Annotated in this window: 24 protein-coding genes and 2 tRNA genes; 15 read left to right on the top strand and 11 right to left on the bottom strand. The window is 40.6% G+C overall.

Annotated elements, in window-relative coordinates:
- Positions 1 to 35 precede the first annotated feature (35 nt).
- Both R8N23_RS19105 and R8N23_RS19100 read right to left on the bottom strand, forming a co-directional pair.
- Positions 36 to 908, bottom strand: coding sequence for an AraC family transcriptional regulator (locus R8N23_RS19105; protein ID WP_318173207.1), 873 nt, complete (start codon positions 906 to 908; stop codon positions 36 to 38).
- Between the two features lie 56 nt (positions 909 to 964).
- Complete coding sequence (locus tag R8N23_RS19100) at positions 965 to 1,993, bottom strand: GntR family transcriptional regulator (protein WP_318173206.1); 1,029 nt, start codon at positions 1,991 to 1,993, stop codon at positions 965 to 967.
- A 484-nt stretch (positions 1,994 to 2,477) separates the two neighbouring features.
- Between R8N23_RS19100 and R8N23_RS19095 the strand changes: the two genes are divergently transcribed.
- The 9 genes from R8N23_RS19095 to R8N23_RS19055 all read left to right on the top strand — a co-directional run bounded on the left by R8N23_RS19095 (position 2,478) and on the right by R8N23_RS19055 (position 10,791).
- Positions 2,478 to 3,245 carry an SDR family NAD(P)-dependent oxidoreductase gene (locus R8N23_RS19095; RefSeq protein WP_318173205.1) on the top strand — a complete coding sequence of 256 codons (768 nt, stop codon included), beginning with the start codon at positions 2,478 to 2,480 and terminating at the stop codon, positions 3,243 to 3,245.
- A complete protein-coding gene (locus tag R8N23_RS19090; protein WP_318173204.1) occupies positions 3,242 to 4,042 on the top strand; it encodes a hypothetical protein in 801 nt (266 codons plus the stop codon). The genes R8N23_RS19095 and R8N23_RS19090 overlap by 4 nt, the downstream gene beginning before the upstream one ends.
- A 21-nt stretch (positions 4,043 to 4,063) precedes the next feature.
- Positions 4,064 to 4,828: an SDR family oxidoreductase gene (locus R8N23_RS19085; protein WP_318173203.1), complete on the top strand. Its 765-nt coding sequence runs from the start codon at positions 4,064 to 4,066 to the stop codon at positions 4,826 to 4,828.
- A gap of 24 nt (positions 4,829 to 4,852) precedes the next feature.
- A complete protein-coding gene (locus tag R8N23_RS19080) occupies positions 4,853 to 5,605 on the top strand; it encodes a hypothetical protein (protein WP_318173202.1) in 753 nt (250 codons plus the stop codon).
- Between the two features lie 5 nt (positions 5,606 to 5,610).
- A complete protein-coding gene (locus tag R8N23_RS19075) occupies positions 5,611 to 6,345 on the top strand; it encodes an acetoacetate decarboxylase family protein (protein WP_318173201.1) in 735 nt (244 codons plus the stop codon).
- Positions 6,346 to 6,408: 63 nt separating this feature from the next.
- Entirely contained in the window at positions 6,409 to 7,347 is a 939-nt protein-coding gene (locus R8N23_RS19070; RefSeq protein WP_318173200.1) for a C-terminal binding protein, read from the top strand.
- Positions 7,344 to 8,201 carry a fumarylacetoacetate hydrolase family protein gene (locus R8N23_RS19065; protein ID WP_318173199.1) on the top strand — a complete coding sequence of 286 codons (858 nt, stop codon included), beginning with the start codon at positions 7,344 to 7,346 and terminating at the stop codon, positions 8,199 to 8,201. Before R8N23_RS19070 ends, R8N23_RS19065 begins: the two co-directional genes overlap by 4 nt.
- Positions 8,202 to 8,343: 142 nt before the next feature.
- Positions 8,344 to 9,633, top strand: coding sequence for an aminopeptidase P family protein (locus R8N23_RS19060; RefSeq protein ID WP_318173198.1), 1,290 nt, complete (start codon positions 8,344 to 8,346; stop codon positions 9,631 to 9,633).
- 9 nt (positions 9,634 to 9,642) lie between these two features.
- Entirely contained in the window at positions 9,643 to 10,791 is a 1,149-nt protein-coding gene (locus R8N23_RS19055) for an alpha-hydroxy acid oxidase (protein ID WP_318173197.1), read from the top strand.
- Positions 10,792 to 10,952: 161 nt separating this feature from the next.
- Here R8N23_RS19055 and R8N23_RS19050 read toward each other — a convergent pair.
- Positions 10,953 to 11,024, bottom strand: a tRNA-Glu gene (locus R8N23_RS19050).
- A 191-nt stretch (positions 11,025 to 11,215) separates the two neighbouring features.
- Positions 11,216 to 11,287 (bottom strand) — tRNA-Glu (locus R8N23_RS19045).
- A 149-nt stretch (positions 11,288 to 11,436) separates the two neighbouring features.
- Here R8N23_RS19045 and R8N23_RS19040 point away from each other — a divergent pair.
- The 3 genes from R8N23_RS19040 to R8N23_RS19030 are packed head-to-tail and all read left to right on the top strand — an operon-like array spanning position 11,437 to position 13,716.
- Entirely contained in the window at positions 11,437 to 12,600 is a 1,164-nt protein-coding gene (locus tag R8N23_RS19040; protein ID WP_318173196.1) for a hypothetical protein, read from the top strand.
- A 59-nt stretch (positions 12,601 to 12,659) separates the two neighbouring features.
- The gene (locus R8N23_RS19035; RefSeq protein WP_318173195.1) at positions 12,660 to 13,145 is read left to right on the top strand and encodes an RNA polymerase sigma factor; all 486 of its coding nucleotides are present in this window, start codon (positions 12,660 to 12,662) and stop codon (positions 13,143 to 13,145) included.
- Positions 13,126 to 13,716, top strand: a complete 591-nt coding sequence (locus R8N23_RS19030; RefSeq protein ID WP_318173194.1) for a hypothetical protein — start codon at positions 13,126 to 13,128, stop codon at positions 13,714 to 13,716. Before R8N23_RS19035 ends, R8N23_RS19030 begins: the two co-directional genes overlap by 20 nt.
- 1 nt (position 13,717) lies before the next feature.
- On the opposite strand, the gene ytxJ is transcribed toward R8N23_RS19030, so the two are convergent.
- From ytxJ to R8N23_RS19015, 3 genes are all read right to left on the bottom strand, one after another.
- The gene (gene ytxJ / locus R8N23_RS19025; protein ID WP_318173193.1) at positions 13,718 to 14,071 is read right to left on the bottom strand and encodes a bacillithiol system redox-active protein YtxJ; all 354 of its coding nucleotides are present in this window, start codon (positions 14,069 to 14,071) and stop codon (positions 13,718 to 13,720) included.
- 2 nt (positions 14,072 to 14,073) lie between these two features.
- On the bottom strand, positions 14,074 to 15,207 hold the full coding sequence (locus R8N23_RS19020; RefSeq protein WP_318173192.1) for a hypothetical protein: 1,134 nt from the start codon (positions 15,205 to 15,207) through the stop codon (positions 14,074 to 14,076).
- Positions 15,208 to 15,284: 77 nt separating this feature from the next.
- Positions 15,285 to 17,261: a dehydrogenase E1 component subunit alpha/beta gene (locus tag R8N23_RS19015; protein WP_318173191.1), complete on the bottom strand. Its 1,977-nt coding sequence runs from the start codon at positions 17,259 to 17,261 to the stop codon at positions 15,285 to 15,287.
- A gap of 162 nt (positions 17,262 to 17,423) precedes the next feature.
- Here R8N23_RS19015 and R8N23_RS19010 point away from each other — a divergent pair, with 162 nt between their 5' ends.
- Positions 17,424 to 18,662 carry a pitrilysin family protein gene (locus R8N23_RS19010; RefSeq protein ID WP_318173190.1) on the top strand — a complete coding sequence of 413 codons (1,239 nt, stop codon included), beginning with the start codon at positions 17,424 to 17,426 and terminating at the stop codon, positions 18,660 to 18,662.
- Here the strand turns inward: R8N23_RS19010 and R8N23_RS19005 are convergent.
- The 4 genes from R8N23_RS19005 to R8N23_RS18990 form a co-directional block, all read right to left on the bottom strand.
- The gene (locus tag R8N23_RS19005) at positions 18,659 to 19,288 is read right to left on the bottom strand and encodes a thioredoxin family protein (protein ID WP_318173189.1); all 630 of its coding nucleotides are present in this window, start codon (positions 19,286 to 19,288) and stop codon (positions 18,659 to 18,661) included. The genes R8N23_RS19010 and R8N23_RS19005 overlap by 4 nt on opposite strands.
- Before the next feature lie 7 nt (positions 19,289 to 19,295).
- Positions 19,296 to 19,793: a TlpA disulfide reductase family protein gene (locus tag R8N23_RS19000; RefSeq protein ID WP_318173188.1), complete on the bottom strand. Its 498-nt coding sequence runs from the start codon at positions 19,791 to 19,793 to the stop codon at positions 19,296 to 19,298.
- Positions 19,794 to 20,090: 297 nt separating this feature from the next.
- A complete protein-coding gene (locus R8N23_RS18995) occupies positions 20,091 to 21,866 on the bottom strand; it encodes a chloride channel protein (RefSeq protein ID WP_318173187.1) in 1,776 nt (591 codons plus the stop codon).
- A gap of 82 nt (positions 21,867 to 21,948) precedes the next feature.
- Positions 21,949 to 23,643: a M61 family peptidase gene (locus R8N23_RS18990; protein ID WP_318173186.1), complete on the bottom strand. Its 1,695-nt coding sequence runs from the start codon at positions 23,641 to 23,643 to the stop codon at positions 21,949 to 21,951.
- Positions 23,644 to 23,851: 208 nt separating this feature from the next.
- Between R8N23_RS18990 and rpmH the strand changes: the two genes are divergently transcribed.
- Together rpmH and rnpA are read left to right on the top strand one after the other, a co-directional pair.
- On the top strand, positions 23,852 to 24,010 hold the full coding sequence (gene rpmH, locus R8N23_RS18985) for a 50S ribosomal protein L34 (RefSeq protein WP_318173185.1): 159 nt from the start codon (positions 23,852 to 23,854) through the stop codon (positions 24,008 to 24,010).
- A gap of 28 nt (positions 24,011 to 24,038) precedes the next feature.
- Positions 24,039 to 24,440, top strand: coding sequence for a ribonuclease P protein component (gene rnpA / locus R8N23_RS18980; protein ID WP_318173184.1), 402 nt, complete (start codon positions 24,039 to 24,041; stop codon positions 24,438 to 24,440).
- Positions 24,441 to 24,448: the final 8 nt, after the last annotated feature.

Raw genomic sequence — 24,448 nt, 5'->3', positions numbered from 1 at the left:
ATCGTATAATTTTATCCTGTACTGACCTGTTTGACTCAGATAGTCATTTGACTTCTCCTATCGTGAGAAGGCGACTTGCCAGTTTTCTTTTTATATAATTTTGAAAAATAAAATACGGAGTTGATGCCTACACGATGGGCAACCTCTCCGATTTCCATATCTGTATTTTGAAGCAGTCTACGGGCAAGGCTTATTCTTTCAGCGATGAGAAATTGGTTTAATGAAAATCCAGTAGCCTTTTTAAACGTCAACCGAAACTGGCTATAGCTCAAGTTGAATCGCTCGCTCATTTTTTTGTAGTCAATTTCATTGGTCAGATTTTGTCTGATAAAATCGATGCTAGATTGAACGATGTATTCGTGTCGATTGGTTTTGATCTTCACACTGTTGTCTATAGTGAAGTGACTGATCAGCTGGATGAGTGATCCAAACAATACTTTTTCCATCAGCTTGCCAGGCGTGCCTACTAATCTAAGAATATGATTAAAGAGTGTGATGATGTCACTTTGGTAGCCCATGGACTTGATGTAGCTGGTATTATTTGGGAAGAGGTCTTTTATTACATAGCTTTCTATGTATTCGCCTTTAAAACCTATCCAGTATTCCTCCCAACCAAGATCTTTATGGGGTTTGTATCTATGCCACTCATCTTTGTTAATGATAATGGCATCTCCTGGTTTTATTTCAGCCTGCTCTATATTGGACTCAAAAACACCCCCACCTGTGGGAACATAAATGATGTAATAATCCGGCAATGTACGTCCTTTCTCCCAAGAGAATAAATGCGACTCGGGGTGACCTTTTACCGGGTATTCAGCATTACGGTTGATTTGCTCATATCCGCAAGTGATAAGCTTTATTCCCCAGTTTTCATTGTCACCAGAAAAGTATCTCCAATAGTTTTCCATTTCCAAGTATAACTAATTATAGTTATTTGTTTGTACAAAATGATTGCATGGACAAACTAAAGCGATGCTCTGGACATAAAATGAAAATCGTTTTTTACCAAACCTGAAACCTGTCCCAAGATCATACCTGCAGCTACCTGTCCCATTTTAACAAAGTCGGTGGTCATAACAGAAATTCCTTCAGCAAGCACTTCTTTTAGCGCAGAATCATTGTATGATAGAATACCAGTGTCCTTGGCCAGTTTCATTTTTGAAATTTGAATATTCTTAATGATAGTCACCAGATCCTCTTCCTCGAGTACCACGAAAGCGGATTTCTTGTATTGTTTAGGATCTATACAAGCGGCATTATTATAGATCTCATATTTAAACTGATTGAACCCACAGAATCGTTTGAATCCAGCCAAGATATCAGCCGGATAGGTATTGGCTTTATCTTCAGGGAAGATCAATATCAGTTTTTCGTACTTTCTCAGAAGTGCACTCGCCTCTACCAATGCGTTGTAAATGTCCTCCTTAAAGTCCTGATACATGCCACCTTTGCAGTTGGCCAGCTGATCTGCCTTTGTATCTAATAAGATTAATTTTTCAGAATTTATTTCACGTAAGAGTTCATTGAGTTCCTCTTGCTGTTTGTTTTCGAAGCCTGGCATGATCACATAGTACTGATAGCCATCCAGGTTTTGCTTTATGATTTTTTTGAATAGCGAATAATCGCAATAGTCTACAGTAGCTTGACTGCTAAGCTTTTGAATCATCTCGTTGTAAATGGTTTTTTTCTCACTATTGAAGTCATTGACCAAAAGTAAGATTTTCATTTCTTCAGATGTGTTGTCATCTAATATGTAGTAACCTCTTCTTTTAATAGACTGGATAATTTTCTGACTACATAGATAGCGGTAAGCTTTTTCTACAGTATCTCTAGATAGATAGTAGTCAAATGAAAGCTGGTTGATAGATGGAAGCTTATCACCGGATTTAAGTTTTCCGGCCTTAATGCTCCAGATGATGCTATCAATAATCTGTTTGTATTTAGGCGTGTTGGAATTATCACAAATATCTAATTGTATAAAATCGTGTTTCATGATCGTAAAGTGTTTTGTTGAAAAATTCCTCTTGTGCCAAATGGCATCCCATGCTGGCCGAATTTGCTCATCGAAAGACGAATTGCAAATGCACAGGTCTATTGCTGCCATTTCGCACATTACAAACTTGAATAATAGAAACGCTATTCGGAATAGTCATAATGATTAATGTTTTATACAAAATGATTATTTTGAAAATGAATTATTTTAATAATTGATAAATTTTTTTTGCTTAAAAACACTGATTATGTACTGGAATCCGAATGTTTCGTAGGCAGAAATCTTGACCTGAAATTATTCAAATGATAATTAGCTCAAGAAGGAGCTGATCATTTAAGTTTTATCTATTTCAAAAAAAAGTCTATAGGCACAGTATAGCACAGGACAGCTCAAATTTTATGAATGTTGATCTTCACCATATGATTGATAGGAATCGACCTATTCAATGCATTAAGATGAAAGAATTACTGTAGGAAGAATTTATATGTTCGAAATAAAGGGTAAGAGGGTATTAATAACAGGTGGCTCTCGTGGAATTGGGTTGAGCTATGTAGATGCCCTGGCGAAGCAAGGGTGCGAAATTGTATTCAGCCATTATATGGACACGGAAAAGGCCGTTGCTGAGTGCCAAAGGGTAGAGGATACTTTTAATACGAAAATACACCACATAGAATCTGATATAGCGGATGAAAAGCAAACAGAAGATATGGTCGCTCAGGCTATTGATATCTTGGGTGGTATAGATATTATGATCAGTAATGGTGGGATTTGTAAGTTCACAGAGTTTATGGATATCTCCCTGGACAATTGGAATAGACACATGAATGTCAATCTCAATGGTCCATTCAGGGTCACACAGTTAGCTGCCAAGCAAATGATCAAACAAGGAGATGGAGGTAGGATCATTTTTACTACCAGTGTTGGGGCTTACCGATCAAATGCTAAGCAAACACACTATTGTGTGTCGAAGGCCGGACTAAGTTTATTGTCAATGGGGATGGCCATCGAATTGGGAGAGCACAACATTACGGTCAACAGTATAGCGCCAGGATGGATTCATACAGATATCAATGATAAGGAGTCAAGGGATTTGAAATCAGTAGAGCCTTGGATTGATGCAAAGCTGTCAGTGGCCAGGTTAGGAAAACCAAAAGATGTAGAATCGGCTGTTTTGTTTCTCGCCAGCAAAGAAGCCGAATACACCACAGGCTCTACAATTTTTGTTGATGGCGGGTGGAATGCACAACTATGATGAACAACTACAAAATAACTGCACTCAAAATGGGCGAGGCTAATGTGCCTGCTGCCGAAGTATATTGGATGACCAAACTCTACGGGTGGGAAATGCTCACTTTTTGGGCCTTTTTGATCGAAGGTGATGATCGCAAGGTATTGCTCAATACCGGCTTCCCCCAAGATTATTCCGCCCTCGATGCGCTTTGGACTAATTGGGCTTATGAAGCCATGAATGAGCATGGCCACGAACCTATCATCACCGAGGACAACTGGATCGTGAATGCATTGGCTCAAAACGATGTCACTCCACAAGAAATTACCGATGTCATTATCACGCCGATTACATCTTATGCAACAGGTGGATTGGATCAGTTTCCAAATGCCAACATTTGGGTCTCACATAAGGGCTGGATGGACTTCCATGCGCCTGATCCTGAGATTCCACAGTTGCCAAGAAATATACTGTTTCCGGATCATGTGATCAGCTATTTGGTAAAACAAGAGGCAGCCGCCAGAATCAATTTGTTGCCTGATGAAGAAACTGAGTTTTTGCCAGGGATAACCTCTTGGTTTTGTGGAGGGCATCATCGCTCTTCCATGTTATTCAAAGTGAAGACCAAAGAAGGTGTGGTGGGCTTAACCGATGCAGTATTTAAGTATAGAAATTTTGAAGATAAGATACCTCTAGGCTTGAGCGAATCGATAGAAGAGCACTATAGGCTGTTTGCCAAAATGGAAAGAGAAGTGGATTTGGTTTTGCCGCTTTATGACGGCGACATCAAGAGAAAGCATCCAAGTCTAACTGTGGGATAATAGATAATAGAAGAGATGAAAATGGAATTTGAAAATAAAGTGGCACTCATCACTGGCGTAGCAAGTGGGTTTGGAAAAGCCACAGCCAAGCAATTGGCTGAGCAGGGATGCACCATTGTAGGTGTGGAAAGAAATGAAGAAAAACTAAACACAGTCTTGGCGGAATTGCCCGGAGAGCACCATGCACTTGTACAGGATCTACAGGACGCTCAAGGTGCTAAAACTGTAGCCGAGAGAGCCAAGGCACTGACTGGCCGAATTGATATCGTAATCAATTCTGCAGGTGTTTGTCATTTCAACAAACTCAACGAAATCACCATTGAAGAGTGGGATGAAGTATTCGAAATAGACGTTAGGGCCTTGTTTCAAGTGGCCGTAGGAGCAGCAGAGGTTATGGATCACGGCGGCACTATTATCAATCTAGGGTCAAACGCCGGACGAAAAGGACGCGCTGTGTCTGCACATTATGCTGCAGCCAAAGCCGGTGTGAGCAATTTCTCTGAGTCCATGGCGCTGGCCTACGGTGCCAAAGGCATACGGGTCAATACCGTAAGCCCAGGCCCGATCATGACTCCGATGTGGGATGATTTGTATCCGGAATTGGCTCCTATTACTGGGAAAAATGCAAGTGAACTAGCAGAAGCCTGGACTTCACAGACTCCTTTAGGCAGACTAGGAGAAGCGGAAGATGTAGCCAACCTGATCGTATTTCTGGCTTCTGAAAAAGGGAGTTTTATTACTGGACAGGACATCAATGTTTGTGGAGGCTTTATGCTAAACAGCTAATTAATTCAAAAAAATAGAACAGTTATGAAATTATCGAAATCAGATATTATCAATAGAGATTTGCGACAAGACCCACCTTTGGAAGTGGGCAAGTCTTCTTTGGCTTTGGCCTATGAAGCTATGCAAAAAGGCGATTTGGAAGAAGCCAAACGAATCACTGAATATGCTCGACTAGAGTGGGAAGTGGTGCATGATATGTTTACCAACTGGGCTTGGTCATTTTTTACCTATATCGCTGACAATTTTGGAGAAGATGAGTTAGAAAAAGCCTACCGATCCATTTTGGGAAGCTACTACAAAGATCGCTACGACAAGGTGATGTCGCAAGATGTGGAAACACAACTTCAGCTCACCATCGAAGGTCTTCGAGGTCACCTCATGGGGCCTGATAGACAAGGGGATATAGAGGTGATCGAAGACGATGAAAAGTATACTTTAGTGCTCGACTCTTGCGGAAGTGGCGGAGTGGCTCGACAAAGAGTAGATCGAGGCGAAGTAAAAACCCCTGAGGTTTTTGGCTGCACCAAGAAAGAGCAGCCTTGGAGCTGGGGTAAAAAAGACATCAGTTACTACTGTACACACTGTACCATGGTCAACGAAATTTTATCTATAGAAAACTATGGTCACCCAATGAGAGTCACTGAGTACAACCCGGATTCGGAAGCACCATGCAAGTGGCTCGTCTATAAAGATCCAAAGCAGGTTCCAGCTGAATACTATGAGAGAGTAGGAAAGAAAGCGCCGGATCACGCGCCAAGGTTGTCAGATAAAAAGTAATTATAGTGGAATCAAACAATCATTGGTCTACGCCTATAGGAGCGCCTCTGGCAGCTCCTTTTCCATTCTCTTTTAGAGATGTGGAGGTTTTGACACTGTCGTACAAAACAGACAGAGAGGCGGCCGAAAAATTTCTACCTGAGCCGCTCAAGCTCAGAAGCGAATGGGTGCTTGTTCATATCTATAACATGAACGACACAGATTATCTGGGTAAATACCAGGAGTGTAATGTGATGCTAGATGCGGAGTTGCCAGGCAAAGCGATTGGTGGCTATTCACCCTTTTTGTTTTTGAATAGCGACGGTGGCATTTCGCAAGGAAGAGAAGTACACGGACAGCCGAAAAAATGGGGAAATCCAAAAGTAGATTTTCACGGAGACCTGATCATTGGCTCGCTAGAGCGCAATGGCATCGAAGTGGTGAATGGCACCATGGCCTACAAGCAAAATCGAGGTACCATTCAGCAATTCAAAGATATGACTTTTGACTTCTCAGTCAATCTAAATTATAAGGTGATTAATCATATCAATGGCCAGACGGCCATTCGGCAAATTACATCTCGCAATTTGGCCGATGTGAAGATTGCAGAAAGTTGGATAGACCCATGTTCGGTCAGCCTTAGAGCCAATATGCAAGCCCCCATCTATAAACTACCGGTAGTAGAAGAAGGTCATGCTTGTTTTTGGAAAGGAGAATTCACACTAGTAGAAGGTGAAATAGTTCACGATTATTTGAAGTAACGGAGAAAAGTAAGATAGAAGTATGGTCTGAATCAGGCTATAAAAATACAAACACAAGAGGAAATGAAAGTAGTAATTACGGATTGGAATTTTCCAAATATTGACATAGAAAGAAAGATCATAGAAGAAGCGGGTCATACAGTGGTAGATGCGCAATGCAAAACTGAGGATGAAGTAGCAGTACTCGTGAGTGATGCTGATTTGGTAATAGCCCAATGGGCACCTGTAAAATCCAAAGCCATCGCAGCCATGACACAATGCAAGGGTATTGTCAGATATGGTATTGGGTTGGATAATATTGATTTGGATGCGGCTAAAGCCAAAGACATCCCTGTAGCCAACGTACCCGACTATTGTCTCAATGAGGTAGCAGACCATACTGTGGCATTGATGCTTGCTTCGCAGAGACAGATTCTTTCTACTTGGGACAGAATCAATCAGGGCACCTGGGTGATCACCTCACCAATGACCTTGCCACCGTTACGTCAGTCTACATTGGCCTTGGTAGGTCTAGGGAGAATTTCCCAGCGAGTAGCCGCAAGAGCGCAGGCCTTCGGCATTAAAGTGATCGGTTTCGATCCAGGGCTAACCGATGAACAGTTTGAAGCGCTGCAGGTAGAACGAGTATCGCTAGATCAGATATGGGAGCAAGCAGATATTGTGAGCTTGCATTGTCCTCTGATTGAAGCTACTCATCATCTGGTGAATGCTGAGGTACTCAAAAAAATGAAGCCTACCAGTATCGTAGTCAATACGAGCCGTGGAGGATTAATCAATACCAAGGATATCACAGATGCTTTGAATAATGGTGTGATTGCCGGTGCAGCATTGGATGTGGTAGAAGAAGAACCATTGGCGAACGATCATCCATTGTTGAAGGCGAAAAATGTCGTCGTAACTAGTCATACGGCATGGCATAGTGGAAATAGCATCACAGAATTGCAAACATTGGCCGCAGAGAAAGCTGTTGAATTATTAAATAGAGTAAAGGAAGTAGTATGAAATTGATAAGATTTGGATCGGTTGGCAATGAAAAACCAGGCGTCCTGTTGGATGACGGAACCAGAGTAGACGTAAGCAGTTTGGTCAAAGATTATGACGAGGCTTTTTTTGAGGGAAGCGCATTGTCTGATTTGGCTTCAAAAGTGTCTTCACAAGCAGATACTTTGCCTAAAATTGATGCATCAATTCGGTTAGGTTCGCCATTGTCAAGACCTTCAAAAATCGTATGTGTAGGATTGAATTATGCCAAACATGCTGCAGAAAGCGGCATGGAAATTCCGGCTGAGCCCGTTTTGTTTTTCAAGGCCACATCGGCTATCGTGGGACCTAATGATGATATTATCATTCCAAAAGGAAGTCAGAAAACCGATTGGGAAGTGGAATTGGCTATTGTCATAGGCAAAAAAGCTAGCTATGTTGAAAAAGCAGATGCCATGGATCATATCGCAGGATATGTGCTACACAATGATGTGAGTGAGAGAGCCTTTCAGCTCGAGCGTAGTGGCCAATGGGTAAAGGGAAAAAGTGCAGATACTTTTGCACCTATCGGACCCTATATCGCGACCCGAAACGAGATAGCTGATCCTGGCAATCTAAAACTGTGGCTCAAAGTGAATGACGAAATGATGCAGGATAGCGACACTTCAGATTTGATTTTTGATGTCCCGCATCTGGTCAGCTATATCAGTCAATACATGACGCTGCTTCCTGGAGATATTATTTCTACCGGTACTCCTTTTGGGGTGGGCATGGGGCTTAATCCACCTACCTATCTCAAAGATGGAGATGTCGTAGAGTTGGGAATAGAAGGGCTGGGCACCTCCAAACAACAGGTAAAATCATATAAAAAATAGGGTTTGATTAGTTCTGGTAGTTACTGCCCGTTTCAGTCAGAGCTAATCCATTCTTGGTGAAATATTCTCAAGGTGTCTGAGGTTGATAGTCTAACCTCACGATGCCTTGGGGATATCTTTATTTATACATTAAACAACAGATATGAAATACACACCATTAGACAAAGAGGTATATATTAATAACCGAAATGAATTCAGAAAGCATTTGACTTCTGATTCGGTGGCTATTTTCAATTCCAACGACATCATGCCTACCAGTGCGGATGGCGTGATGCCTTTTAAACAAAACACGGATGTACTTCATTTGACAGGCATCGATCAGGAAGAAACAATTCTAGTGTTAAGATCTGATTTTCCAGATCCTGCACTGAGGGAGATTCTCTTTATAAGAGAAACGAATGATTTGATTGCGGTTTGGGAAGGGCACAAGTTTACCAAAGATGAGGCTAGAGCCTTGTCTGGTGTTGAGAATGTGCAGTGGTTGTCCGAGTTCGATAGACTTTTTAATGATTTGGCCACAGCCTCACAAACTATTTACATCAATGCCAATGAGCATACACGTGCCATGTTGGATGTAGAAACAAGAGATGATAGGTTTTCAAAGTGGTGTCACGAGAAGTACCCCAACCATAAGTATCGAAGGTCTGCACCCATCATGCATCACATTCGATCAGCAAAATCAGACCAAGAAATTCAAATGCTGCAAGTAGCTTGTGATATCACGAATGATGGTTTTAGAAGAATACTAAAATTTGTGAAGCCAGGTGTAGCGGAGTATGAAATAGAAGCAGAATTCATTCACGAATTTGTCCGACAAAAATCAAAAGGATTTGCCTATGCACCAATCATAGCAAGCGGCGGAGATTCATGTATCCTACATTATGTTGAGAACAAGAAAAAGTGTTTGGATGGTGATATTTTATTGATGGACGTAGCTGCTGAGTATGGAAACTACAATGCAGACATGACCAGGAGTATCCCCGTAAATGGCCGATTCTCGAAAAGACAAAAAGAAGTGTATCAGGCGGTGCATCGGGTAAAAAGCGAAGCTACCAATATGCTAAGACCGGGCGTCATCCTTGCCGATTTCAACAAGGAGGTAGGCTTAGTTATGGAAAAGGAGCTCCTTAAATTGGGATTGATAGATCAGACCGATATTAAAAATCAACATCCAGATCAGCCTGCTTACAGCAAATACTTTGTTCACAATACTTCCCACTTTTTGGGGCTAGACGTGCATGATGTCGGCAGTTTTTATAAGCCTGTAAGATCAGGAACGGTAGTTACTGTAGAGCCTGGCATCTACATCCCGGAAGAGAATCTAGGGATTAGATTAGAAGATAATATTGTCATTCAGGAAAATGGAAACCTTAATCTAATGAAAGATATTCCACTTGATCTGGACGAAATCGAAACTTTGATGAACGAGTAGTTATTAAGGATGCAATTGACATACAATTCTAATTATCCATCCATTGAAGACCTTAGAAATAGGGCCAAGACGAAGATTCCAAAATTTGCATTCGAATACTTGGATGGTGGATGCAATGAAGATGTTAATTTGGATAAAAACACTAGGGAAATTCGAGAGGTAGAGTTGATCCCCCAATATTTATCCAAACACACTCGGTCAGAGATGAAAACTGAATTGTTTGGTCATGTATATGATGCGCCATTCGGAATTGCACCTGTTGGCCTACAAGGATTGATGTGGCCTCAGGCTCCGGAAATATTGGCAAAAGCCGCACACAAGCACAATGTGCCTTTTATATTAAGTACGGTCACCACGATGGATATCGAGCGTGCGAGTGAATTGACAGAAGGGAAGGCTTGGTTTCAGTTGTATCACCCTGCCGAAGATGCGTTAAGAGACAGTGTGATCAAAAGAGCGGCTGCAGCCGAATGTCCTGTATTGGTGCTGTTGGCTGATGTGCCCACATTCGGTTTTCGGCCCAGAGATATTCGCAATGGTTTAGCCATGCCCCCTAGAATGACATTTCGGAATATCAGGCAAATCATGACTCGGCCGGAGTGGGCATTGCGGACGTTGATTCATGGCCAGCCCGAATTTAAAACACTGAAGCCCTATATGCCTAAAGGATTGGATATGAAACAGTTGGGTTTGTATATGAATCAAACGTTTTCCGGTCGCTTAAATGAAGAAAAAATAGCCCCGATCCGGGACATGTGGAAAGGGAAAATCGTTTTGAAGGGTGTAGCGAGTATGGAAGACGCTGAAAAAGCAGTAAAGTTAGGGTTGGATGGTATCATTGTTTCCAACCATGGTGGGAGACAACTAGACGCTGGTCAGTCCACCATCCATCCATTGAGGTCGATTGCCAAAGCTTACAAAAACCAGATCAAGGTGATGATGGACAGTGGGCTTAGATCAGGGCCTGATATTGCCCGAACCATGGCCAGCGGAGCGGAGTTCAGCTTTCTTGGTCGAACTTTCATGTATAGTGTGGCAGCCCTAGGTGCGCAAGGCGGAGATCACGCTATTAACTTGCTCAAAACACAGCTACAGCAAGTGATGGAACAAATCTGTTGCGAAAGGGTGGAGGACTTTGATAAATTCCTCGCTCCATGAGAGCCCTTCTAATGAGTTAACTGCTATCAGTTAGGTTTGCTCTTAGTTAACAAGCTCGAGAGTTTTTACCTGCCAAGGGAACACATAACGTCTTACTTTTTGAAGAGGTCTATAAGGCAATGATTGGACACAAAAAAGGAAGCCTTTTGAGCTTCCTTTTGTAGTCCGTAGGGGAATCGAACCCCTGTTACCAGGATGAAAACCTGGCGTCCTAACCCCTAGACGAACGGACCATTACTTTGTCATAAAAAAGGAACGACGGGCGTTCCAAATTTTTGTAGTCCGTAGGGGAATCGATGGCATCGGCCAACCGCCCCTGTTACCAGGATTAAAACCTGGTGCGGCCGGCTAGGATCCTAATCCTAGACGAACGGACTATAAATTATTTCAAAATAAAAGGATGACTTTCCATCCTTTATTACTGTAGTCCGTAGGGGAATCGAACCCCTGTTACCAGGATGAAAACCTGGCGTCCTAACCCCTAGACGAACGGACCATTTTGTAATGGTCTGCAAAAGTAAACTGCTTTTTATCTTTTCCAAAGGCTTGGTATAAAAAGGTGAAATTTTTTTCTAAAGACTTGATATTTTTCTTCTTCATACTTCAAATATTGTCAATACCCTATGGTGTGTTTAAGTTTAGGGCATGGAATTGATAGAGGTAAAAAGCAAACGTGAGGAACAGGATTTTGTGGAAATGCCTGTGCGCTTGTATAAGAATGAAAAAAATTGGATACGTCCTTTAGATAAAGATGTTCATGCTGTTTTTGATACAGAGAAGAATAAGACTTTTAAATGGGGAAAATGCAAACGTTGGTTACTCAAAACTGATGGTCAGATTGTTGGTCGAATAGCAGCCTTTGTCAATGATAAAATAAAAGATAAGGATAATGACCAGCCTACTGGTGGTTGTGGTTTTTTTGAATGCATCAATGATCAGCAAGCCGCCAACCTGTTGTTTGATACGGCCAAAGCTTGGCTGGAGGAACAAGGAATGGAAGCCATGGATGGTCCGATCAATTTTGGTGATCGAGACAAGTGGTGGGGGCTGCTCGTCGATGGATTCGATATTGAGCCTAATTACCAATGCAATTATCAATTTCCGTACTATCAAGAACTGTTTGAGAATTACGGTTTTCAAGTCTATTTTAAGCAGTTTACCTTCATTAGAAACACCTTTGATCCATTTCATCCACGGATTATGCAAAAAGCGGACGTACTCAATAAAGACCCAGATTATTCTTTTGAGCATATGAAGTTGAGTAATTTGGAGAAATACACAGAGGATTTTCGGCAAGTCTATAATGTGGCTTGGGCCAATCATGACGGTGTAGCGGAGATGTCCAAAGAGCAGTCTCAGGCTATCATGAAGCAAATGAAACCCATCATCGATGAGAAGATCATTTGGTTTGCTTATTACAAAGGTGAGCCAGTGGCTTTTTATCTCAACCTACCAGAAGTCAATCAAATCTTCAAACATGTCAATGGCAAATTGGACCTGATCGGTAAACTCAAATTCGTTTGGCACAAATGGCGAAAGACCAATAAGAAAATGCTCGGATTGGTGTTTGGTGTGGCGCCTGCTCATCAGGGTAAGGGACTGGATGGCGCATTGGTTATGGCCACAGCACAAATGGTTCAGAAGGACTACAAGCGTTATCCTATATTAGAAATGAACTGGATAGGTGATTTCAATCGAAAAATGATTTTGGTAGTGAAGCAGGTAGGAGGAGAGATTGGAAAAACTCATCATACGTATCGTTATCTATTCGATAGAAACAAACCGTTTGAGCGAATGCCAATAAAATAATAGGTAGTTTGTAATAAAATACAATTCCCATCAACCTACCTTCTTGAAATCAATCGTATATGAAATCTGACTTTCAGGGATTTTTGGATAACAACCATCGCATCATTGCGAAGGTCTGTCGGATATATACGGATAGTACCGATGATTTCAATGACTATTATCAAGAGTGCATTGTCCAATTGTGGCGTTCATTTGATACATTTCGAGGCGCTTCGAAGCTGAGCACATGGACATACCGGGTGTGTTTGAATGTTTGCTTGTCGCAACTTCGAAGTAAGAAAAGAACCATTCCAACTGAAAACAGAGAAATCCCGGATGTAGTGGATGAAGATAGTGCACTACAAGAGGAAAGAGTGCAGGAGCTCTATAAGGCAATAAAGCTTTTAAGAGAATCTGATCGAGCCATTATTCTTCTTTACCTAGAGGAAAAAAGCTACAAGGAAATGGCAGAAATTTTGGGTATTACTGTTACCAATGTGGGCGCCAAAGTGAATAGAGTAAAGGCACAACTTAAAAAGATCATCGATGAAAGATTTGGACATTAAGGACATTTGGAAGCAAGGTGATGCCAAGAATGTGAAAGCATTCAGTGAGCCGCAAATCGAAGAAATGATTCGAAAGGGGTCCGATAGCCTAGTGTATAGATTTATAAAGACTCTATCCTTTGAACTTTGGATCAATCTTGTAGTGCTTACAAGTATTGGTTTGGGTATGATCTTTTCTGATCAATGGACTATAGGAGTAGGATTGTTGATTCTAGATTTGCTGTTTTACTTCTACTACCGAAATTTGATAGATAGCATAAAGAAAGAGGAGATTGACAGTTCGGTGCTGGCCTACCTTTATACCATTCAAAAAATGGTGAAAAGGTTTATCCTTCATTATAAAATAGCATCTATTGTCTTAGTGCCCTTAATGATGGGTGTGGTTTTATATTTGGATGGCGATGACTTTTATGTCAAATTCTCAACAAACCCAGAATCATTCATTATTGGTATGGCGTGCGGATTACTTGTGGCTATTCCGATCACTTTCTACATGATTCACTTGATGTATGGAAAAAAGGCCAAAAAACTGGCCCATATGATTTGTTCACTGGAAAAGGAAGAATCCTAATTTAGGCGGTAATTAAAGAGTCAAATATTCTTTTGATTTCGTGGTACGCAATGCCCATGTGTGAATTGTGATAGACGCACTCACCGTCGGATATAATCAAGACTTGTGGCGATTCGTGTGGTATGTTGAACGTGCTCGCGATATAATCAGATATATCTCTATGCTGGATCAAATCCAGGTGGTAAATTTCCATGGTTGAAATTTCTTCTGTATTCCATGCTCTTTCCAATCTATTTTCGGCCATAGCGCTGATGCTGCATCTTGTACTGTGTTTGAAAATAAGAGCGGGTTGGTTTGAAGAATTAGCTTTGATCTGATCTATTTGATCTTTAGCTGTTAGTTGATTCCAATTCATAATTAATTATTCCAAATATCGATTTCGTCTTTATCGAACTTAGCTTTTTTAGTTTTTTTCTTAACAGCGTCAGGTTGGATTTTGTTCCCGTTCATGCGAACCCATACCACATTAAACTTTCTTTTGGTATTTCGAACTGAACGGCTCTTATAATATTTGGCTGAGAGATAATTAGCACTTGGGTGCATACTGCTCTTCTTCCGTCTTTTTTTAGTCTTCAACTCATAGTTGGCCATTTGAGCATTGGGAGAGAAGCGCAAATTTCGATTGGAGAACTTGGTATAGCTCTTGATATTTTGATTGTGATCACCCACAGCCAAAGGTTTTTGATATTTGTTTTTCATCACACCAGCGTACTGTGAATTCGGGCCTGCTTTGTGTTTGGCAGGTTTTCTGTACAAGTTGAAATTAGGCAAAAAGCCTTTGTTTCGATTTCCGGCTGGCTTGGTTCGGCTATAAGTTGGAGGCACGGTAAATCTTGGTTTTACCACTACCACTTTGCCAGCTTGTTTCCATTGCGAATATCGTGGATTGATATTTTTTCCTTTTACTTCTCCTGCGTTGGTCTGAGTGAATCGAGGACTTATTTTTTTCGATTTTACATTTCCTGCATTTGCAATAGTAAATCGTGGATTGATCTTCTTGCCCTTAACCTGCCCTGCATTCAACACGGAGTATCTAGGACTAACTTTTCTATCCATACCTGCACCGGCATGGCTCTGAGTGTATCGAATATTTATTTTTTTACCTTTTACCTGTCCGGCATTGGCTACAGAATACCGTGGATTAACCTTCTTGCTCTTAACTTGGCCTGCGTTAGCTACCGAGTATCTAGGACTAATTTTATTACCCTTTACCTGACCGGCATTAGCTACAGAATATTTAGGATTTATGCCTCGACTGGAGCCTTCCTTACTTGATGTCTTGGAATACTTAGTTTTTCCGGCTGCGATGGTTTTGTGTTTGCCACTTGGCCCCTTGATTTTAGCTTTCTTTTTGTGTTGAAGAAAACCAGTTTCCCTTCTAGCGGTTTTAAGCTTGTTTCGATCAGTTAAAAGTTGCGCGTAGGAGGTATGTGCCGAGGCTACTATTAGGCCTACGAATAATAAAAAAACATACCAGCGCTTGTTTAACATATATCCTCTCTACGCAATATAAACGGGAAGTTAACAAATATATTGAACTCAATATAAGAGGCTACAAAGTTAGGGGCTTAGTATTCTAAAAGGGCTTTTAATTTGTTTTTAAAACGGTCTTTGGGTAAAAAATTCTGTTCAAGATTCGCAGCGAAAGGCACTGGCGTGTCTAGGCTTCCTTCCCTCATCACTGGAGCGTCGAGATCTTGGAAGTGATGTTCACTAATCCAGGCAGCTAATTCTGCACCGATGCCACCAGTCAAACAGTCTTCGTGAAGGATGATCACTTTATTGGTCTTGTTGACTGTGGTTGCAATAGCTTCCTTATCCCAAGGGAGTAATGTTCTTAAGTCTAAGACATCAGCATCTATGTCAAGTTGTTTGGTGATCTCCTTTGCCCAGTGTACGCCCATACCATACGTAATTACTGAAAGGTCAGACCCCTCTTGCACCAAGTTAGCGCTACCCACCTCGACGGTATAGTAGTCGTCAGGAATCTCTTCTGAAAGTGCTCTATACAGCGCTTTATGTTCAAAAAACAAATAAGGGTTTGGGTCTTCAATCGCTGCATTCAATAACCCTTTAGCATCATATGGATTGGAAGGGTAGACGATTTTCAAACCAGGCGTATGAAAAAACCAAGCTTCGTTCGATTGAGAATGGAAAGGGCCTGCTGCTACGCCAGCTCCAGTAGGCATACGTACAACTACATCGGCATTTTGTCCCCATCGCCAATGAATTTTGGCCAGATTGTTAATGATCTGATTGAATCCGCAAGTAACGAAATCAGCGAATTGCATTTCGACCATTGATTTAATTCCCTGGATAGAAAGACCCAAAGCACTACCTATAATAGCGGATTCGCAAAGCGGAGTATTGCGCACTCTTTCTTCGCCAAATTGATCTACAAATCCTTCGGTTATCTTGAATACACCACCATACTTACCAATATCCTGACCCATGAGTACCATTTCTGAATATTTCTCCATGCTTTGTCGCAACCCATCTGAAATGGCATCTACAAATCGTTTGTCCGATTGTTTTTTAGACTTCGGAGCGATTATTTTTTGCTCGAAAGGCGAGAAGAGGTCGTTCAGCTCTTTCTCTGTAGAAACAGACACCGCATCTTCTTCATTGGCTTTTTTATAACCTTCATCTATTGCCTTTTTTATCTCCCCTTCAATCTCTGACTTGAGTTTCTTGCTGAGCACTTTCTCTTTGGTCAAGAATTTCTCGTAGTTGTCTACAGGGTCTTTTTTCGACCATTGGTCTTGTAGACCTTCTGGGTAATACTTTGTCCCGCTGGCTTCTTCATGACCTCTCATTCTAAACGTCATGCATTCGACCAAGAACGGCTCTGGTTTCTTCTTTATTGACTTTGAAGCTTCAGAGATGGCATGATAGACTTCCAAAAGATTATTTCCATCGACCTGTTTGGTTTTGATGCCATAACCCGGGCCTTTTTGAGTAAAGGAGTCAAAGTTGAATTGTTGGTTACTCGGCGTGCTCAAGCCCCAGCAATTGTTCTCCACTACAAATATGACGGGTAGCTGCCATACAGAAGCTACATTTAATGCTTCGTGAAAATCTCCTTCGCTGGCCCCTCCGTCTCCACTGAAAACCAGTGTGGACTTCTTGTTTTTTCTGAGTTTGTGAGCCAACGCGATTCCGTCGGCAATTCCGAGCTGAGGGCCAAGGTGAGATATCATTCCCACCAAGTGGTGTTCTTTTGAGCCAAAATGAAAGGAGCGATCTCTTCCTTGCGTAAATCCACTGGCTTTACCCTGAAACTGGGCGAATAACCGATTCAATGGAATTTTCCTTGTAGTGAATATGCCTAAGTTGCGATGCATAGGCAGGATATATTCATCTTGCTCCATCGCCAAGGCAGATCCAACCGAAATAGCTTCTTGTCCCATGCCGGAGAACCACTTGCTGATTTTGCCTTGACGTAGTAAAATCAACATTTTCTCCTCTATGAGTCTTGGAAGTAATAGGTCTTTATAAAATGAAAGAAGTTGTTGGTCGGTAAGTTCCTTTCGATCAAATTTCATCGGGTAAGTATTGGGTTGCTTAACAATTGTTTGTGGACGAGCCAATCACAAATCTAACAGTTTGGTTGAGTTGGCAAGGGCTCAAAGAGAAATTTTATTGAATGTATCAATATAGTATAGATTCCCTCATTGAGTTCTATTTTTACGGCCAGAAGGAAAACTATGAAATACGAAAAATTTGTTTTGGATAATGGGCTTCAAGTAGTAGTCCATGAAGATCATTCTACGAAAGTGGCTGTACTCAATGTACTGTATAATGTTGGATCCAGAGATGAAGATGAAAATAAGACAGGCTTTGCTCATTTGTTTGAGCACCTGATGTTTGGTGGCTCTGTGAACATTCCTTCTTACGATGAGCCCTTGCAGAAAGTTGGAGGAGAGAATAATGCCTTCACCACTCCCGATTATACCAATTATTACATTTCTATTCCTTCTAATAATATTGAAACTGCCTTTTGGTTAGAATCTGATCGAATGCTCAGCTTAGCCTTCGATCCACAGTCGTTGGAGGTGCAGCGAAAGGTGGTGATTGAAGAGTTTAAACAAAGGTATCTTGATCAACCTTACGGTGATGCTTGGCTTAATATGAAACCAATGGCATATAAGGTCCATCCTTACCGATGGAACACGATTGGGAAAGAAATCTCACATATAGAAGACGCCACCATGGAGGATGTGAAGGCTTTCTTCAAGAAATTTTACATACCCAACAATGCCATATTGGTGGTAGCGGGAGATGTTACTTTGGAACAGGTCAAAACGCTAGCTGAAAAGTGGTTTGCACCTATTCCAGCTGGTGAGCCATACCATAGAAATTTACCACAGGAACCAACACAGGCAGAAGAGCGTAGCCAAACCGTGGAAGGAAACGTGCCGATGAATGCCTTCTACCGAGCTTATCATATGCCGGAAAGGCTACACAAAAAATATCATACGATTGACCTTTTAAGTGATGTTTTAGGAAGAGGGAAGTCTTCTCGACTATATGCTAAACTGGTGAAGGAATCAAAACTTCTAAACTCAATAAGTGCGAGCATCACCGGATCAATCGAACCAGGATTGTTGGTGATTTCAGGCAAACTGAAGGATCAAGTTACGTTCGAGGAAGTAGATCAGGTAGTTGACGCTGAAATTGAAGCCGTATTGCGAGACGGGTTGAAGTCAGAGGAATTAGAAAAAGTAAAAATGCAAGCAGAATCTTCTCATGTCTTTTCTGAAGTAGAATTACTTAATCGAGCGATGAGTTTGGCTTATTATACTTTGCTTGGAGACACAGATTTGGTCAATAAAGGAACAGAAGCTATTAATGCCGTTACTGAGGATGGATTAATTGCTGAGGCAAAAAAAATGTTGAACAAAACCAATTGCTCAACATTGTATTATCAGAAAAAAGACGCTTAAACGTCCTTCCATTTTATCGTGCAGCCAATGGCTTTGGTTGAGCTGGTTTTCACCGCTTTACCTGCAAGCATGCTGTCTACTGCATCTTCAACATATTTTTTGGTTACTGCCTTTGCGTCTTTATGGTTGTCATCTATGGCTCCTATGTAAGAGACTTTTAAATTTTTATTGAGGACGTAAACATGAGGGGTGCGTGTGGCACCATAAGCCGTGGCTACCGCTTGACTTTCGTCGTATAGATAGGGGAATGAATATCCTTTGTCGTTAGACCGTTTAACCATCTCGTCGAAGGAATCACCAGGCTGTTTGGTGACATCGTTTGAATTGATGGCAATAACAGGATACCCTTTTGACTCATATTTCTGATTCAGTAGATCAATTCTTTTTTCATACATTTTTGAAAAAGGACATGTGTTGCAAGTGAAAACCACAATGTATCCTTTGGCCTCTTTGTAGTCTGCCATGGAAATAGTGCGTCCATCTACATTTTTTAATTTGAAATCGGTGGCTTTGTCCCCGACATTAAAACCAATTTTAGGTTTTACGATTTTTTCTTTGTTGCCACTAGCAAAGAGCATGGCTGCTACGGCAACTAAACCAAAAACTAAAAGTATATTTTTCTTCATAATCGTGTTATTTAATAAAGTTCAGATAGACTTTTTCTAGTTCGTCTTCCGTGAATTCTTTTTCTATAAACTTTCTTTTTGAGTTTCCTTTTGCTACAAGTAAGGTGGCAGGAATTGCCCCACTCCAAGATGGATCTACTTTATCGATAAAGGCATTGTAGTCAGTTTCATCCAAGAGATACACTTTAGCCTCAATGTTTTTTTTGTCAACGAATGGTTTCAACTTGTTCTCTAAATCTTCAACAAAATCGAAGCTAATCAAACTCAGCTCTAGGTTTTCATCATTGTACTTTTCGTATAATTCCAGGAATTGTGGTAATTCCTTTACGCATGGCCGACACCAAGTGGCCCAGAAGTTAATTACTTTGTGTTTTTCGGAAGGCGTATTGATCAGCTTGGCTAAGTCTGGGTATTTAATAACTTCAATGCTTTGAGCGAGGGATTTATTTCCAACAAAACATAAAAAAAGAATGACAATCAGAAGTAATTTTTTGTGTCTTTTCATAGACGATAGAAATAGCTGTTTATCTGTAAAATATCGTAACGTACTCAAAAATAGATAGTTGCAAAAATGCTGTACAAACATATAATCGTTCAGTAAATAGTACTATCTAAAGAATTGATAAAAGTTATCCACAAAATTGAAAGTTATCCACATCATTGAATTGAATGCATGTAACTATCTGTAATTTAATTAATTATATATATTCGGGCTTTGTGAAATTGTGGAAAAGGAAGGCTTGTTACAAAATATCAGCATCTGAAATCAAAGAATAGTACAAAGAATGAGAAATTAAACTTTTTATTCTTTGTCTTGATTAATCAGTTTTTTTCGGTAGGCATTAAAAATACGAGATTTGGATAAAAAGCCAATATACTGTCCCTCATCGATTACAGGCAGGTTCCATGCCTGCGTAATCTCAAACTTGTTCATCACTGTTTGCATAGAATCATCCGGATGAACTTCGGCTGGAGGTAGTTGCATGATTTCTTTTACTACAATGTTCTTGCGGGCTTCTTCATCAAACATCTTTTCTCGAATATCATCCAAAGTAATGATGCCTTCTAAGCCGCCGACATAGTTTAATACAGGAAAAATGTTTCGTTTAGATTTTTTGATCAACTTAATCATGTCCTCTAGTTTCGCATCATACATGATGGTTAGCAAATCTGATTCTATGATTTTGTCTACCTTCATCAGACTAAGCACCTGTCGATCTTTATCGTGCTTAATGAGGTCTCCTTTTTCAATTAGACTCTTGGTATACAACGAGTGTTTTTCAAAATAGCTAATAGTGATAAATGAGATGGCGCTTACTAGCATGAGAGGGACAAAGAGTTCGTAACCGCCAGTTATTTCTGCAATCAAAAATATAGCGGTAAGTGGTGCATGGAGCACGCCGCTCATTACGCCGCACATGGCGACCAAAGTGAAATTACTACTGCTAATCGTGACCGGTAAGATGAAATTAACTGTTTTAGCAAATAGGTAGCCGGCGATGCCTCCCATAAAAAGGGAAGGTGCAAATATTCCTCCACTTCCACCAGAGCCAATGGTTAAGGCTGAAGCTACTGGTTTGACCACAAGAATGGCAAACAATAGAATGATAATGAGAAGCGTTTTGTCTGTTCCGCCGTAGATCAGGCTATTGTTGAAAATAATATCATCGTTGCCATTGAGCAACTGCTTGATGGTGTCATAGCCCTCGCCATAGATGGGAGGGAAGGTAAGTACAATAAGCGCCAATCCGATTCCTCCGACCATTGCTCTACTCCAGTCATTAGTAACTTTTTTGATCCACCGCTCAATGACATAAGTCAATCGAGTAAAGTGCACGGATACAATTCCACAGGCGATGCCGAGAAAAATGTAGTAATGGACATGCTCAGCTAAAAAAGGGTCTTTTAGTTTAAAAGAAAATAATAAGTCATCCCCCAAAAGTGAAAGAGAAACCAACGATCCCGTAACCGATGAAAGCAGAATAGGTATGAATTTATTGATAGTTACGTCCGTAAGAATAACTTCAATAGCAAAAATTACACCTGCGATAGGGGAGTTAAAGATCGCAGAAATGGCTCCTGATGCTCCGCAGGCAATTAGTAAGGTCCTTTTTTTGTAGTTAAGGTGGGTGAGCGTAGCCAGATTCGATCCAATGGCAGAGCCGGTAACTACGATAGGTGCCTCTAGTCCTACAGAGCCTCCAAATCCTACGGTGATCGCACTAGTTATCATTCGAGAATACATCATCGATCGTTTGACGATACTGGATCGTTTCGAGATTACAAATAGGATCTGTGTTATCCCGTGCCCTAGTTTTTCTTTTAGAATATATCGAGAAATGACCATGGTAAGGACAATTCCGGCTAGTGGATAAAACAGGTATAAGAAGTCGAACCCGGAGGTGTAGATGTAGTTTTTGAGAATGGCCTGAATGAAATGGACGGATTCTTTGAGTGTCACTGCAGCTAAACCTGCAATTAGCCCTACTATTCCGCTCAGCATCAAGGTGAAGTTGTTGTTGCTAATATGCTTTAATCGCCATACTAGAAATCTTACCAGCAACGCTTTGAAATTCATCTTAGAAAAGACCCATTAATATTCACCACATAGTAAAGCATGAGCAAATGTAAGTTTTTAGCCTCTGAGCCAAAATTTATTTCTAAATATTTCCTAACCAAAGAGATAAATTTTTCAATTGTTCTTGCGAGGCATTCTTTTGAACTTCTATTTTATAAGAATTATAATAGGCAGACGCAGTTGTAGGTACTATAATATCAAATGTTCTGGCTCCTCTTTTTATCTTGAATTCATTCTGATTATAGATCGACATTCCTTCGTCTTTGAATTGGACGCTATTAAGCGCTAGGATTTCATCACCCACAGATAAATATTCTTCTGTATGACTTCCTGGAGCTATTTCAGTGATTTTATTGCCCTGCCATTTTATGCCAATTTTGCTGGTTAATTCATTGGCATGAACCTTTGGTTTTAGTTCGCAACCTACGGTTTTCAGTACTTCTTTTAGATGGTCGTCAAGACTCTCCGTGGTTTCATATAGCGTATGCAAAAGTGGTTTCAGTGCTGCGCCTCCTGTGTGCCCTAATATTTCATAAACCTGTTGCTGTGTGTAGCCGCCTTGCTGATAAGTGTGGTTTTCGTACAGTTTTTTTACAACGTCAATTAGCGAGGCATCATTGTTAGTGTTTTTGCGAATGGTCAGATCTAAAATCAAAGCACAAAGGGCCCCTTTCACATAGATACTGACCTTCTTAGAAGGAAATAAATTTTTGTATCCATCCACCCACAAATTTTGACTGGATTGAATTAAAGTACTTTCGAGTCTTCCGTAATTCTCGAAATGCCTATCAAAAAAGGTGTTCAGCTCTTTGAAGTATTCCGATTGATTGAAAACACCAGATTGTTTCAAAAATAGATCGCCGTAGTAGGTGGTGAACCCTTCTGTCACGAAACCAGTCTTGGTCATGGTTTCCTTGTCGAACTGATAGGGCGACATTTCCTTTGGACGAATACGGGTTACATTCCAGGTGTGAAATAGTTCATGAGAGGCTACTCCCATCAATTTTTCGTAATAAGCGTCTTTGTGGGCTTCATCATTCGGACCTAAAACTAGTATGGTAGAATTTTGGTGTTCTACGCCATGGTAGTGGGTGTAGTCCAATGACTGTACAATGAAATCGTACTGTTGCGTTGGAAACCCTCCCATGGTCGCTATTTGCGACTCGGTAAATCTCTTGAAAACTTCAATAATTTTTTCATCTGGAAAAGGGCAAGCCCCTAGAATCGCTATAGAAAAGTTGTAATCCTCTACGGCGTACTTTAGAATTTTCAGATCAGAGCTAGCCAATAGCGGTGAGTCTACCAATTGCAAATAGTCATTCGCTTGAAAGCTTCCAACTGCCGTTTGTTCAAGACTACAGCTTACTAAGTATTCTTGTGGAATATCTATAGAAAGATTGATCGGAATTTTACTGTGAGTTTTAGTGTATAGGATGCAGTTGATGAAATTGATGTAAATCTGGCGATCATCTAAAACAGAATTGCCTGCATCCATTTTGTTGGCGTAGTACTGATAGCTGATGGTTATTTCTTTTGAATCTCCGCTTTCAACGGTCCAGATGTTAGGTCGTGTCTTTTCCCATAGGAGAGGTTGGCCGTTCTCATCCATAGGTTTGAATTTTTGAATGTTTTCTACAAATGGCGCTAGTTCGTATCTGCCAGGACGCCAAGTGGGTAGAATAAAATCGACTAGTGATTGGTTGCTCACATCAAATTTCAGTTCGATGTGTAAAAGATGGGTTAATGGATTCGGAAATGAAACGTGGCAATCAATCATAATTTTGTCTTTGTTTGCGCAAATATTCGGGATTTGGAACAGATATATCAAGAACGCATACTTTTATTATGCATTCTTACCCAAACTATCTGATTCAGACTTTGTTATTGTCAAAAAGCTCTCTATTTTTGCACTCCATTTTTTCAAGCTGCGTCAGAAGAGTAGTTAGGGGCATTTGGAAATCTAGAGATAAAAAATACTATATAAGATGAAAAGAACATTTCAACCTTCTCAGCGAAAAAGAAGAAATAAGCACGGTTTTAAAGCCAGAATGGAAGATGCGGCCGGCAGAGCTGTTTTGAAAAGAAGAAGAGCTAAAGGCAGAAAAAAACTGACAGTCTCTGACGAAAGAAAGCACAAGAAATAAGAATCTTGGTTAGCTTTATTCCTTCTTAATGGAAGGAACAAATCATACATATAGAAAATACTCCTTTCCCAAACAGGAAAGATTGAGTAGTAAAAAATTAATTGATGCTCTTTTTGCCAAGGGAGCATCTTTTTATTTTTATCCCTTCTCTGTTAGGTTTCTTCTGGCAGATGAAAATGCTACATGCCATCAGTTCATGGTAAGTGTTTCCAAAAGGAATTTCAAAAGAGCTGTTGATCGTAATCGAATCAAACGATTGATCCGTGAATCGTATCGACTAAATAAGCATCTTCTCGATGAGCTCTTGCCTGACGGTAAATATTTGTTGATTGCCTATATTTACATTGGTAAAGAGATTCATCCATATAGTTTTGTAGAATCCAAACTTGTCGATTCTTTTGGGCGTTTAAAGTCCAAATTGAATAAGTAAATTTCATT

Source organism: Reichenbachiella sp., from assembly GCF_033344935.1.
In the GTDB taxonomy this organism is placed as follows: Bacteria; Bacteroidota; Bacteroidia; order Cytophagales; family Cyclobacteriaceae; genus Reichenbachiella.
This window is presented reverse-complemented; position numbering and strand designations above follow the sequence as displayed.